Origin of the sequence: Paraburkholderia sp. RL17-381-BIF-C (assembly GCF_046026435.1) — a bacterium.
Lineage (GTDB): Bacteria > Pseudomonadota > Gammaproteobacteria > Burkholderiales > Burkholderiaceae > Paraburkholderia.
On the sequence record NZ_JARESX010000033.1, the window covers coordinates 55,582 to 67,996 of the forward strand.

At 64.0% G+C, this 12,415-nt stretch carries 12 protein-coding genes and 1 pseudogene; 6 read left to right on the forward strand and 7 right to left on the reverse strand.

Annotated features, from left to right (window positions below):
* Window positions 1-40: 40 nt before the first annotated feature.
* Window positions 41-985, reverse strand: a complete 945-nt coding sequence (locus tag P0D70_RS20855; protein WP_408185883.1) for an AEC family transporter — start codon at window positions 983-985, stop codon at window positions 41-43.
* A gap of 124 nt (window positions 986-1,109) precedes the next feature.
* Between P0D70_RS20855 and P0D70_RS20860 the strand changes: the two genes are divergently transcribed.
* The gene (locus P0D70_RS20860; protein ID WP_091805636.1) at window positions 1,110-1,976 is read left to right on the forward strand and encodes a LysR family transcriptional regulator; all 867 of its coding nucleotides are present in this window, start codon (window positions 1,110-1,112) and stop codon (window positions 1,974-1,976) included.
* Window positions 1,977-2,035: 59 nt separating this feature from the next.
* Here the strand turns inward: P0D70_RS20860 and P0D70_RS20865 are convergent.
* Window positions 2,036-2,653 (reverse strand): annotated as a pseudogene (locus P0D70_RS20865) (VC0807 family protein); the annotation flags it as partial.
* 231 nt (window positions 2,654-2,884) lie between these two features.
* Here P0D70_RS20865 and P0D70_RS20870 point away from each other — a divergent pair.
* Complete coding sequence (locus tag P0D70_RS20870) at window positions 2,885-3,421, forward strand: GNAT family N-acetyltransferase (RefSeq protein WP_408185884.1); 537 nt, start codon at window positions 2,885-2,887, stop codon at window positions 3,419-3,421.
* Window positions 3,422-3,491: 70 nt separating this feature from the next.
* Here P0D70_RS20870 and P0D70_RS20875 read toward each other — a convergent pair whose 3' ends face one another.
* Window positions 3,492-4,232, reverse strand: coding sequence for a GNAT family N-acetyltransferase (locus tag P0D70_RS20875; protein ID WP_408185885.1), 741 nt, complete (start codon window positions 4,230-4,232; stop codon window positions 3,492-3,494).
* A 109-nt stretch (window positions 4,233-4,341) separates the two neighbouring features.
* Here P0D70_RS20875 and pdxR point away from each other — a divergent pair, with 109 nt between their 5' ends.
* Both pdxR and P0D70_RS20885 read left to right on the forward strand, forming a co-directional pair.
* The gene (pdxR, locus tag P0D70_RS20880; protein WP_408185886.1) at window positions 4,342-5,853 is read left to right on the forward strand and encodes a MocR-like pyridoxine biosynthesis transcription factor PdxR; all 1,512 of its coding nucleotides are present in this window, start codon (window positions 4,342-4,344) and stop codon (window positions 5,851-5,853) included.
* Window positions 5,854-6,078: 225 nt separating this feature from the next.
* Window positions 6,079-6,411, forward strand: coding sequence for a hypothetical protein (locus P0D70_RS20885; protein ID WP_091809052.1), 333 nt, complete (start codon window positions 6,079-6,081; stop codon window positions 6,409-6,411).
* Window positions 6,412-6,454: 43 nt separating this feature from the next.
* Here P0D70_RS20885 and P0D70_RS20890 read toward each other — a convergent pair whose 3' ends face one another.
* Window positions 6,455-7,261, reverse strand: a complete 807-nt coding sequence (locus tag P0D70_RS20890; protein ID WP_408185887.1) for an aminoglycoside phosphotransferase family protein — start codon at window positions 7,259-7,261, stop codon at window positions 6,455-6,457.
* Window positions 7,262-7,472: 211 nt separating this feature from the next.
* Here P0D70_RS20890 and P0D70_RS20895 point away from each other — a divergent pair, with 211 nt between their 5' ends.
* Window positions 7,473-8,057, forward strand: coding sequence for a flavin reductase family protein (locus tag P0D70_RS20895; RefSeq protein ID WP_091805650.1), 585 nt, complete (start codon window positions 7,473-7,475; stop codon window positions 8,055-8,057).
* A gap of 30 nt (window positions 8,058-8,087) precedes the next feature.
* Here P0D70_RS20895 and P0D70_RS20900 read toward each other — a convergent pair whose 3' ends face one another.
* Window positions 8,088-8,573 (reverse strand): GNAT family N-acetyltransferase, encoded by a 486-nt coding sequence (locus P0D70_RS20900; RefSeq protein WP_408185888.1) that lies wholly within the window; start codon window positions 8,571-8,573, stop codon window positions 8,088-8,090.
* A gap of 366 nt (window positions 8,574-8,939) precedes the next feature.
* Between P0D70_RS20900 and thrS the strand changes: the two genes are divergently transcribed.
* Complete coding sequence (gene thrS, locus P0D70_RS20905) at window positions 8,940-10,154, forward strand: threonine--tRNA ligase (RefSeq protein ID WP_408185889.1); 1,215 nt, start codon at window positions 8,940-8,942, stop codon at window positions 10,152-10,154.
* A gap of 74 nt (window positions 10,155-10,228) precedes the next feature.
* Here thrS and P0D70_RS20910 read toward each other — a convergent pair whose 3' ends face one another.
* Together P0D70_RS20910 and P0D70_RS20915 are read right to left on the reverse strand one after the other, a co-directional pair.
* Window positions 10,229-10,960 carry a maleate cis-trans isomerase family protein gene (locus P0D70_RS20910; RefSeq protein ID WP_408185890.1) on the reverse strand — a complete coding sequence of 244 codons (732 nt, stop codon included), beginning with the start codon at window positions 10,958-10,960 and terminating at the stop codon, window positions 10,229-10,231.
* Window positions 10,961-10,980: 20 nt separating this feature from the next.
* Window positions 10,981-12,360: an isoxanthopterin deaminase gene (locus P0D70_RS20915; RefSeq protein WP_408185905.1), complete on the reverse strand. Its 1,380-nt coding sequence runs from the start codon at window positions 12,358-12,360 to the stop codon at window positions 10,981-10,983.
* Between the last annotated feature and the right edge of the window lie 55 nt (window positions 12,361-12,415).

Sequence of the window (12,415 nt, forward strand, 5' to 3'; positions counted from 1 at the left end):
CTACGTATGTTTGCGTGCCGGCCGGCGCGTTCAGCTGCGCTTAGGTCCGATGGCCCATCAACATCAAAAGCAAGGACAGGGTCGCGACGGAGCCAACGGTGGACAGCAGGATTGTCCGTGAGGTGATGTGCGCTTCACGTTCGTTGAACTCGGCGAGCATGAACGGGCCGGTGCCGGTGGGCAGCGCGGCCAGCACGACGGCCATCTCGACCAGCGTGGGCGAGAGTCCGAACACGCGCGCCGCGAACCACCACGTCAGCGCCGGCTGCACCAGCAGCTTGACCCCGGTCAGCAACCAGGAAATGCCGCGTGTGCCGGCTTCGGATGAGCGTTTTTCCGCGAGGAACAAGCCGAGGCTCACCAGCGCGCACGGGCTCGCCGCGCCGCCCAATAGTTTCAGGAAGGTCTCGACGCTTGCCGGCAACGCGACATGCAGGCTGGCGAACAGCACGCCCACAATCGGCGACACGATCAGCGGATTGCGCGCCAGCGAGCCCAGCACTTTCAACGCCAGCTTATGCGGCGTGCGCTCGCTCTGCAGCCCCACCTCGATCAGCACGACCGCAAGTGCGAACAGCACACAGGCGACGAGGATCGTGGCGATCGTGGTCGGCGTCTGGCTGGCCGGGCCGAACGCGATCAGTCCCAGGGGGAAGCCGATGTAACCGGTGTTCGGATACGACGCCGCGATTGCATCGACGCTTGCATCGGCGAGATGCCGGCCGCTCAGCAAGCGTATCGCGAGAATCAGTACGAACACGCTGACGCACGCAATCGAAAAGGTAGCGACGAAGGCCGGCTGATAGAGCTGCTGCCAGGTGGCGTGCGCCATGATGTCGAACAGCAACGCCGGCAGCGCCAGCCAGACCACGAAGCGGTTCAGTTCCGAGGCCGAGTTCGGCCCGAGCACGTTGCGCCGGCGACATGCAAAACCCGCGAAAATCAGTCCGAAGACGGGAAGCAGGATTTCGAGGGTGGCTAACATCGGCGAAAAAATCTCGGGAAGACATGGCGATCCGCCAGCGTAGTGGCTAGCGTTGATACAATCCAATACCGTTTTTTGTGCCCGACAATACCTTTTTTGCATTGTCATTTCGCGCGAGAGCATCGTGATCGATATCAAGCCGCTGCGCTACTTCGTGACGCTTGCCGAAACGCGCCATTTTGGCCGGGCGGCGGCGCGTCTGAACCTGTCGCAGCCGCCGTTGAGCCGGCAACTGGCGGCGCTGGAGGCGAGCCTCGGCGTCACGCTGGTGGAGCGCAGTCCGCGCAGCGTCACCTTGACCGCCGCGGGCGAGCGTTTTTACGCCGACGCGAAGGCGATCCTCGCCGCCGTGGAGCAAGCCGTCAGCAACGCACAAGCTGCCGCGCAGGGCGATGCGGGCAAGCTCGCTATCGGCTTCACGATGTGCGCGGCCTATAACGTCGTGCCCGGCTATGCGCGGGCTTTTGGCGCGGCATTTCCCGAGGTCGCGCTGCACCTCCGTGAAGTCGTCTCGAACGACCTCGCCGAGCAGGTGCTCGCCGGCCATATCGACGCGGCCATCATGTTCCCGACTATCCCGGACAAGGGGCTCGCCACACGCACGATTCTCAGCGAGCCTTTGTGCGTTGCGCTGTCGCGCAGTCATCCACGATCGCGCGCGCGGCGTCTGAAGATCGCGCAACTGGCGGGCGAGCCGTTCGTGCTCGCGTCCGAGGACGTGGCGCCCACTTTGCGCGCGACGATCGTCGAGCATTGCCGCTCTGGCGGCTTCGAACCCGACATACGCTTCGAAGTGCAGTTGCAGCAAACAGTGCTGAGCCTCGTCGACGAAGGGGTGGGCGTGGCGCTGGTGCCGGCGTCGATGCGCAAGGCGCAACTCGCGGGTGTGGTGTTCCGGCCGCTGGTCGATGCGCCGCTGATCGAACAGGTGTTGGCGTGGTCGCCGGCCAATCGCAATCCGTGTCTGGCGCGCTTTCTCGAACTGGCGTGAACGCGGCGCTTATCGACTCGCGAGCGGGTTGCCTGGTCCACGGCGTCGTCCGGATAGCGCAGCGCATCGCGTTTGATGAGCCGGCGGCACCAGAAAGTCCAGGCCGTCAAGCCGGCGTAGACGCCGTACCTCAGCACGTTGGAGGCGATGGCCGAGCGCGGGTCGTCTGCCCATTGCCAGACGATCAGACTGCGCAGGAGATTCTCGCCCGTCATGCCGATGCCCCACACGAGCGTCATCAAGCGGATATAGGCGACGAGCGTGGGACGCTCGCGCCAATGCCGCTCGAAGCTCTCGACGCTGCGATGATCCTCGCGCGACATGGTCGAGCGGCCGAGATAAAACACCAACGGCCGCGGCAGCGCGAGCGATATCAGGAATGACACGCCAATCATGCCGGACACCATGGGTTCTTCGATCGCGCGCTGCCGGGCGTTGCTGGCGAGGCCCGCGCCCGTGGCCAGTATGGAAAGCACGATGCCGACCAGCACGATCGCGCTGAGCGCGTCGAAATGGCGATAGCGCAGCAGGTCGAGGCTCATCCACGCGAGCAGCGGCAATGCCGAGGCGGCTAGCGCGCCGAGGTGGCCCCAGTGCGGGAGGGCGAGCCGGTAGGCGAGCCAGGGCAAGGCGACGTTCACGATCAGCGCGGTGAGGTAGCGCAGGCGATGTTTCATCGACAGACCGGTGGTGAGCGGGGCGATGCAGCGCATGCTGTTGTCGATGTGCTTATCGCGTCGACTCGTGTGCGCGGACGTATCGGGGAGTGTATGGCGAAGTCTCTTCTCCTGCCATAGCTTGCGGCGCGCTCGGTCCGGATTTTGGCCACGCCCCTCGCGCGGAAAAAATCTGCGATGATCGAGCGCACTGCCTGCCGAGCCACTTCAACCACGATCCGCTCTTACGCAATGTCTACCCGTCCCACGCTTCTCACTACCTCCCGCCTATCCCTACGCCCGCACACGCGCGACGATTTTCTCGATAGCTTTGCGATGTGGTCCGATCCCGAAGTGATTCGCTACATCGGCGGCAAACCGTTCACGCGCGAAGAGGTCTGGGCGCGTCTGCTGCGCTACGCCGGACACTGGGCGATGCTCGGCTACGGCTATTGGGTCGTGCGGGACAAGCAGAGCGGCCGGTTTCTCGGCGAAGTCGGCTTTGCCGACTACCATCGTGAGATCGAGCCGTCATTGATCGGCACGCCTGAAGTCGGCTGGGCGTTGGATCCGGCCGTACACGGCCACGGCTACGCAACGGAAGCCGTGCTTGCCGCTCTGGAGTGGGCCGATCAGCAGTGGCCCGGCGGCGAAACGGCCTGCATCGTCGCGCCAGAGAATCTGCCGTCGCTGCGCGTTGCTCACAAGTGCGGCTATCGCGAGCAACTTCGCACCACGTACAAAGGCAAACCGACCATCGTGCTGCGTCGCGGCTCATACGAAGTCTGAACCGGCGCGCGACGCGCGTCGCCGCCGGGTGTGTCGCGCTAGCCGCGTGCCGGCCGGCGCGACACGCGCTTCATTGCGGGTCGTTGCCCGCCGCCGCCCGCTGCTTTGCGATCAGATCCGCGAGCCGTTCAACCTGCTGGCCTTGCGCGTCGAAGTTGCCGGCGTCGAGCCAGCGCGCATAGGCGGAGCGCAGCGCGGGCCATTCGCTGTCGATAACTGAAAACCACGCGGTATCGCGATTGCGTTCGCGATACACGATCGCCTGGCGGAAGATGCCCTCGAACGTAAAACCATAGCGCAATGCCGCCGTGCGCGACGGACCGTTCAGCGAATCGCACTTCCATTCGAAGCGCCGGTAGCCCAGCTTGTCGAACACCTGCGACATCAGCAGGAACATCGCCTCGGTGGCGATGCGCGTGCGCTTCAGACGCGGCGAATACGTGACGTGGCCGACTTCGATCACGCCGTTGGCGCGGTCGATCCGCATGAGCGCCAGCGTGCCGACCGCCTTGCCGGTCGCCAGATCGATCACCGTACGGTGCAGCGGATCGGCCGATGCGGCGGCGCGCGTCAGATGCTCGCGATAAGCCGCAAGACTCTCGAACGGACCCACCGTCAGGTAGGTCCAGTCGCTGCCGTCGGTGGCCGAGCGGTACGCCTCGTACAAGTCCTCGGCGTGGCGCTCCACGTCCACCGGCTCGATCCGGCAATAGCGGCCCACCAGCGGCTCGCGGCCGGGCGCCTGAGCGCCGTTCCAGCCCGGCACGGGGGTGCCGATCGGCTGCTCGAACGCATTGCGTCTGGGTTCCATGGATCTTCTCCTGTTCGGTTACGAATGATCGTCGTTGATGAAGAACGATACGGCAAACGTGGTATGTTAAAAAGATCCATGAGAAACTCATTTGATAGGTCCAGCAGCGATGATCGAAATCATTGGGCCGCTTGCTTCCGCGAGTGGTGGCAGCGGAGCGAAGCCGGAACCGCTCCAAAAACAGCTGATCGAGCGCTTGCAGCAGGCGATTCTCGCGGGGCGCTTGCCGGCGGGATCGCTGCTGCCGGCGTCGCGTCTGCTCGCGGAGGAAATGGGGGTGTCGCGCAACACCGTTGTGATCGCGTACGAGCATCTGGCCGCGGTCGGTTACGTGGTCGCCGACAAGCGAGGCACACGCGTGAGCCCGCTCTCCAGCCCCTCTGCGCGCGGCGAGCCGCGCACACACCCTGCCGCGCCGGAGGTGGCCTACGCGGCGCGCGTCGGGCAGTTCGCGGCCACGCTCACCCACACGGACAACACCTTGCCGCTGACGCCGGGCACGCCCGCACTGGACCGGTTTCCGGTGACCGCGTGGCGGCGCGCGCTCGAACGGTCCGTGGAGCGCGCGTTGCCGCTTGCGCTCGGCTACGGCACGCCGGCTGGCGAGCCGGCGTTGCGCGACGCCATCGCCGCGCACCTGCGCATGGCGCGTGGGGTGCGTTGCGACGGCTCGCAGGTCGTGATCACCGAGGGTGCGCAGGAGGCGCTGAACCTGTGCGTGCGGCTCTTCACCAATCCGGGCGATGTCGCGTGGGTCGAGGATCCCGGTTATCGCGGCGCGAAGGCGGCCTTCAATCAGGGCGACCTGACCACGGTGCCGATCCCGGTCGACTCGGAAGGCATGGCGGCACCCGCCGACGCATGGCGCACCCGGCCGCCCAAGCTGATCTACACGTCGCCGGCGCACCAGTATCCGACGGGTTCGGTGCTCTCGGTGGCGCGCCGCCTGGAACTGATCGCTCAGGCGCGGCAAAGCGGCGCGTGGCTGATCGAAGACGATTACGACGGTGAATTCCGCCACACCGGCGAGCCGATCGCCAGCATGCAAGGTCTGGTCGACGACGCGCCGGTTTTGTACGTGGGCTCGTTCAGCAAGACGATGTTTCCCGCGCTGCGCATCGGCTTCGTGGTGCTGCCGCGCCCGATCGCCGCACACACGGCAGTCGCGTTGCAGGAGATGTTGCGCGGCGGGCACCGGCTGGAGCAACTGGCGCTCGCACATTTCATTGAGAGCGGCGAGTTCGGGCGGCACCTGGGGCGCATGCGGCGTCTCTATCGCGAGCGACAGCAGGCGTTGCGCGACGCGCTCACCGCGCATTTCGCGCCGTCGCAAATCCTGGGCGGCAATTGCGGCATGCATTTGACGCTGCGCTTGCCGGCGCGCCTAAGCGATCAAACTCTCAGTGAACAAGCGCTTGCGAAAGGGCTCAATCCGCGCGCGCTATCGGGGTTCGCGCTCCAGCCGCGCGCTGAGACGAACGGGTTGGTGATCGGCTATGGCAGCACGCCCGCGGAGCAACTGGCGCCCGCCGTCGGCGTGCTGGCCGGGCTGGCGGCCAAGATGGACGGCAAGCCGAAGCGCCGGTCCAGCGAGGCCTCGAGCGCGAAGCTTCGCGTGTAACGTTTTGAGTTTGTCCACGTGGGCCATGTCGCGCTATCGTGTCGATTATGCGAGGCGATTTCGATCGGAATGACATTGACCGATCGCCCGCAAATCATGCCGCGCGCGCCGCACTGCAACATCGTGTGACAGGCAATGCCTGCAAGGCGGATTGCCTTCACGGCCCGGGCATGAAGAATGCCTTTGCTGTGGTTATCTATGACGATTTATCCGACCGGAGACGACATGAAGGAAATCGAACCGACCGCGTGGTTTGAGCTTGCGGCCCACACGCCCGTCCGTGAAGGCTGGTACGAGGTGCAATTGACGAGCGGGGACACGGCTTTCGCGAAGTACGGCGACGGCGTATGGACCGAGAAACCGCTGCTCGTGTTTACGCATTGGCGCGGGCTATCCGCTGATCCATCGAAAGCCGCCGATGGCGAAGCCGAGTCGATCGCCGCCGAGGCCACCGCGGCCCAAGGCGTGCGCGCCGCATGGAACGCGTTCTTCCCCGGACTCGGTGAAGAACAGCACAAACCACTGGACGCCGTGCCCAACGGCAAAGCGCCCCACTGACTGACGCCGGGCGGCGGCTCGTGAGTTGCCGCCCTGATTCGCCTTACGCGCGTTCGAGCGCTTCGGCAGCCAGTTTGCCGATCTTCATATCGATTTCCGGTGTCTCGCCCGTTTCGAGAATCCACGCTGCGGACAAGCCGGACCACGCCAGTACCCATTCCAGCAAGCGGCGCCGCTCGAGGCCCGCCAGTCGCGCGACCCGTTCGACGCGACGCTCGAACCATCCTGGTCGCAACGCCGACGCTTCGTCCGGATTGCAGAAAATGTTCGCGTAGTCGAAACCGCGCTCGCCGTAGAGACCTTTGGGGTCTATAGCCAGCCAGCCGCGTGGGCCGAAATCGAGCACGTTCCCGTGATGGATGTCGCCATGCAACACCACCGGATTTTGCGGAGCCGCGAGCAGCGCTCGGGCGACGGCCGCGCTGTCCTGCAACCAGCTGCCGTGGTTTTGCGCAGCAGGCCACAGGCTTTCGAACCAGCGTGGCAAACCGATCAGATCGGGCAGCGGCTTGTTCCGCGGCCTGTGAAGCCGCGCGGCGGTCGTGCAGAGAATGTCGATCGCGCGGTCGTCCGCGTCGCTGTTGCCGGTGCGCGCCATGTCCGCCAGCGCGTGGCTGCTTTGCGCGCGCTCGAGCAGTAGTGCGTCCGCATCGTGGGCGAGTACGCGTGCCGCGCCTTCGCCGTCCCACCACACCATTAACCGCGCGCCGAATTTCTCTTCCGGCTCCTGGGCGACTTTCAGCATTGCCGGTACGCCGTGGTGGCGCACGGGGAGAAGCCGGCTGCTGTGCGTGCGAATCGGCTCGCCGTCCTGCTTCAAGTCCCATTTGACGATGTACTCGGTGAACATCGAACGTCACCTTCCTCGCGCGGCCGCGCGAACTGCTTCGTCGAATATAACGATGTTGCTGTCAGCGGGATACGGGCAGACGGCGAGCACGGTTTCTCCAACGGTTTGATGGTGTTTCATTCTCACCCGAATCGACCCGCAATGGCACGCGCAGCACGCATCGAGCCCCGACGCTACAATCGCTCTCATTCATTCGACGCGGAACCTATGTATGAAAGTCACCCGAGAACCTGTGGCGTTGTCGCGGGCCACGCAATTACTCAATCACGGTCCGGTCACGATCATCACCAGCGCGCACGGCGGCCGCTCGAATGTCATGGCGGCCTCCTGGGCGATGCCGCTCGACTTCAATCCGCCGAAGGTGGTCGTGGTCGTGGATAGCCGCACGCTCACGCGGCAACTGATCGAGGCAAGCGGCGTGTTCGGTCTGCAGTTGCCGAGTGTTGGCTTTGCGGCACAAACGCTGGCGGTGGGCTCGAACGCCGGCACTGAACTCGACAAGTTCTCAGCTTTCGATCTTGAGACATTCCCCGCGCAAGAAATCGACGTGCCGATGCTCGCAGGTTGCATCACGTGGATGGAGTGCAAGGTCATTCCGGACGATAGCCAGCGCCACGACCTGATCATTGGCGAGGTTGTCGCGGCGTATGCGGATAGCCGCGTGTACTCGAATAACCGCTGGCACTTCGGCGACGATCCCGATCTGCGCACCTGTCACTACGTGGCCGGCGGAACGTTCTTTGCCACGGGCGATGCGTTCGAGGTGGACGCGGTGGCGAATGGCGCGGCGCAGTGACGTCGGGGGTTGCGCATATAGACACACCGCTCAAACGTCACCCTCGGCAAATTTCTTGAGCGCATCTCCCGCCAGGCGATACCGGACCCATTCGCTTTGCGCGCTCGCGCCGATCGATTCGTAGAAGCCGATCGCCGGTTCGTTCCAGTCGAGCACGCTCCATTCGAAGCGGCCGCAGCCGGTGTCGCAGGCAATGTTTGCGAGGTGACGCAGCATCTGTTTGCCCGCGCCGCTGCCGCGCGATGCCGGCGACACATACAGGTCTTCCAGATAAAGCCCTTGCTTGCCGAGCCAGGTCGAATACGAGAAAAAGTAAACGCAGAAGCCAATTGGCTCACCGTTCATTTCGCAGATCAACGCCTTCGCGCTGGACTCGGCGGAAAACAGGCTCGCTTCGATGTCGTGGACGCTTGCGACGACTTCATGCTCGGCCTTTTCGTACACCGCGAGTTCAGTGATGAAGCGAAGAATCAACGCGGCGTCGGTTGCGTGAGCGGGACGGATATGGATGGTCAAGGTTGGAGGCTCGATGGATCAGTTGAGTTGCAGACCGGCGTGTTGCGAAGCGCGCGCCGGTTTCGGATCAGACATACATCGTAGCGTTTAACGTGCTGTTCTGACCAGAGCGCGTCGAGAATGCGATTGACGTAGCGTCGCCGAATCGTTTACTGTCGAGCCATGGACTTCCACTCGATTCCCTTCGCTGCCGTCACCACCACGACGACCACCTTCACAGGCGGGTCGTCTGGAGGTTGCACGCGCTAGGAGCAGAAGCAGTGGCAAACCACCAAAGGCCCCGCCGGAAACGGACGGGGCCTTTGGCGTTTCTGGACCTCCGTTTGCGGCATCCACCAGCGCTAAGCGATCAAACGGAGCAAGACTGTGAACGACATCGACCACCGTGTATTGGGCAATAAACTCGACCTCTTCCATCAACAGGAAGAAGGCGCCGGCATGGTGTTCTGGCACCCGCGAGGCTGGGAACTGTATCGCGTGCTCGAAGATTATGTGCGTGTCCGCATGCGTCGCGCGGGTTTTCGGGAGATTCGCACGCCGCAATTGCTGGCGCGCTCGCTGTGGGAAAAAAGCGGGCATTGGGAGAAGTTCGGCGCGGCGATGTATTCGTTGGCCGACGCCGAAGAAGGCCGCGCGCTGTCGCTGAAGCCGATGAGCTGTCCCTGTCATGTGCAGGTGTTCAACCAGCGCGTGCGTTCGTATCGCGAGTTGCCGGTGCGTTATAGCGAGTTCGGCGCGTGTCACCGCGATGAGCCTTCCGGCTCGCTCGAAGGACTCAAACGTACGCGAGCCTTCGTGCAGGACGATGCGCACGTGTTCTGCATGGAAGCACATATCGAGGCGGAAGTCGGCCGCTTCTGTTCGCTATTGCGCGCGGTCTATGCGGACCTCGGTTTTCCCGAGTTCAAGGTCGCGCTCGCGACGCGCCCGGCGATGCGTGCGGGCAGCGATGAAACGTGGGATCGGGCGGAAGAGGCGTTGGCGAATGCGGCGCGCGCGGCCGGGCTGGAGTTTGATGGGCTCGAAGGACAGGGCGCTTTTTACGGACCGAAACTCGAGTTTCATCTGACGGACAGCCGCGCGCGGAGTTGGCAGTGCGGCACGATTCAGCTCGACTTCGTGTTGCCCGAGCGGCTCGATGCCGAGTTCGTCAACGAGCGCAATGAGCGTGAGCGGCCGGTGATGATCCATCATGCCGTGCTCGGCAGCATGGAGCGGTTCATCGCGATGCTGCTCGAACATCATGAGGGATGGTTGCCGGTGTGGCTCGCTCCCGAACAGGTCGTGGTGGCGACGATCAGCGACGCGAATCTGGCTTACGCGCAAGAGGTGACGCGTGCGCTCGACGCTGCCGGTGTCAGAGCGGTGCAGGACAGCCGGCCTGAGCGGTTGGAGAAAAAGATCGTCGATGCACGGGAAAAGCAGGTGCCGATTCTGGTCGTGGTGGGCTCGCGTGATGAGCGTGACGGGACGATCAGCATTCGCATGCGGGATGGACAGCAGTCGACGGTTGCATTGGCCGACGGCGTCGAGCATTTGCGGTTGGCCGCGTTGCCGCCTGCGGTGCCTCTAGTGATCTGACGCAGCGGTGGCTGAAGGGCGCATTGAATGAGGCCCTTCAGCCTTTCAATCTGGCGCGACGCTCGAACGCAAAGCTATCGCAGTTCGCCAAACAACCGCCCCCAACTCATCAACGGCTTCGTATCCACATCCACCAATCTCAACGCCTTCCACACCACTGTCGCCACCGTGTCGTACGCGGGAATATCCGTCGCCATCTCGAACGCGCGCACCAGATGCGCTGCATGCAGATTCGTGCAGAAGGTCGTCACCGCGTCTGGTCTCGCGAACGCGGCCTCGCGCATCATGATCGCGAGTTGTGTGTCGGGCACTTCGGCAAAGCTGAAATTATCCTGTAGCCCCAAATGCCGCTCCGCCACGCATTCAATACCGAGCGTCTCGTAGTTACGCACGATCCGCTGCTGAACGTCATCGGTATAAGGCGACACCAGACCGAACCGCCTTACCCCGGTCTTTTCGAAGATTTCGTTGAGCGCCAGCACCGAGGTGGTCGCGGGAATGCCGGTCGCCTCGGTGATCTGTCTGCATAGCGCCTGATCGCGCTGGAACCCCAGCCAACCCGCCGACGTGCCGCTCCAGCCGATCACGTCCACCCGCGCATCGGCGAGTTGACGCGCGGCGGCCAGAATCCGGCTCGCGTCGAATTGATCGAGCGCCGTCTCGGATAACGCGATCTCCGTCACCGTGAAGCGGGCGAAGTGCGCGCTGACGCGCGGCAGTTCGCTCAGCATCGCAGCCGTGATCGGCTCTAGCGCCGTGTTCGACGATGGCGTGAGCATGCCGAGCCGGATTCGTTTGCTTTGCATCCTGAAGCGTCCCCTGTCCTTTAGTCAGCGAGCAACAGTTTCACGCCCTCGGCGGCTTCGTAACGAAGTTCGTCGAGATCGAGACCCGGAATCACGCCGTTATCCACCACCACGCGGCCGTTCACCACGTTATAGCGAACGCGCGCCGGTTCGCCCGCCGTCACCGGCGCCACCGCGACATCGTGAAAGCCGTTGAAACGCAGATCGCTAATGTCGTACAGCACGAAGTCCGCCGCCTTGCCCACTTCGAGCGTGCCGACCGCATCGAGACCGAGCACGCCGGCCCCGCCCGCGCTGCCCCAATGGATCGTCTCTTCGACGGTGGTCGCCGACGCGCCCTGCGCCGCACGATGCACGAGCCACGCGAAATGCGCTTCGTTGGTCATGCTGCCGGATTCGTTCGACGCCACGCCATCCACTGCGAGCGACATGGGCACGCCCGCGGCCGCCATTTGCGGCGCCGGCGCGATGCCGCTGCCCAAGCGCGCATTACTGACCGGGCAATGCGAGCAACCGCTGCCCGTTTCGGCGAGCATGGCGATTTCGCTGGCTTGCAGATGCACGAGGTGCGCGAACCAGACGTCCGGTCCAAGCCACTCGTGATCGGCGACGAACTCGACCGGCAGCTGGTTGAAACGCTCCTTGCAGAAATCGACATAACGGGTCGTCTCGGACAGATGCGTATGCATCCGCAGACCCATCCGCCGAGCCGCGCGCGCGACTTCGGGCAGGAGTTCGGGCGGCAGGGAGAACGTCGGCGTGGTGGGCGCGACGACCACGCGACGCATCGAGGCTGCGCCGCTATCGTGATAGCGCGCCTTCAAACGTTCGATGTCGGCCAGCATCTGATCGAGCGTCTCGGGCTTGAGCGCGACTTTCGAAAAGCCCGGATGATCGCCGGCCGCCTGCAAGGCGCCGCCGCGGCACAACACGAAGCGCATGCCGAACGAAGCCGCTTCGTCGAATAGCAGATCACCGGTTTCAGTGCTGCCGTCGGCGTGATAGAGATAGTGATGATCCGCGCAAGTCGTCACGCCGGAAAGCAGCAGTTCGGCGAGACCCAGACGCGCCGCCACACGCGCCAGATCCGGCGTAAACCGCGCAAGCCGCGGATAGGGCACGGCGGCCAGCCAGTCCTGCAAGTCCGCATTGATACCGGACGGCACGGCCTTCAGCAGATTCTGGAACAGATGGTGGTGCGTATTCACCCAGCCCGGATAGACGACGCAAGACCGCGCGTCGATCACGCGCTCGTCGGCGCGCGGTTCGAGGTTCGGGGCGATGGTTTCAATACGGCCGTTGCGAATGCGCAGATCGACCTGACCGAGCCGCGCGCGCTCGCCGCTCATTCCGCTCATCACCGCAACAGGGTTCTTGATCAGCAACGCTTCAATTTGCATGCTCACGATTCAATGTCCTTTCAGTTACTGCGAAGCGGCCGGCGATCCATACAGG

Coding starts and splice junctions, on each gene's coding strand:
- P0D70_RS20855 (WP_408185883.1), bottom strand. CDS start 985: ATGTTAGCCACCCTCGAAATCCTGCTTCCCGTCTTCGGACTGATTTTC.
- P0D70_RS20870 (WP_408185884.1), top strand. CDS start 2,885: ATGTCTACCCGTCCCACGCTTCTCACTACCTCCCGCCTATCCCTACGC.
- P0D70_RS20915 (WP_408185905.1), bottom strand. CDS start 12,360: ATGCAAATTGAAGCGTTGCTGATCAAGAACCCTGTTGCGGTGATGAGC.
- pdxR (WP_408185886.1), top strand. CDS start 4,342: ATGATCGAAATCATTGGGCCGCTTGCTTCCGCGAGTGGTGGCAGCGGA.
- P0D70_RS20875 (WP_408185885.1), bottom strand. CDS start 4,232: ATGGAACCCAGACGCAATGCGTTCGAGCAGCCGATCGGCACCCCCGTG.
- P0D70_RS20885 (WP_091809052.1), top strand. CDS start 6,079: ATGAAGGAAATCGAACCGACCGCGTGGTTTGAGCTTGCGGCCCACACG.
- P0D70_RS20890 (WP_408185887.1), bottom strand. CDS start 7,261: ATGTTCACCGAGTACATCGTCAAATGGGACTTGAAGCAGGACGGCGAG.
- P0D70_RS20895 (WP_091805650.1), top strand. CDS start 7,473: ATGAAAGTCACCCGAGAACCTGTGGCGTTGTCGCGGGCCACGCAATTA.
- P0D70_RS20910 (WP_408185890.1), bottom strand. CDS start 10,960: ATGCAAAGCAAACGAATCCGGCTCGGCATGCTCACGCCATCGTCGAAC.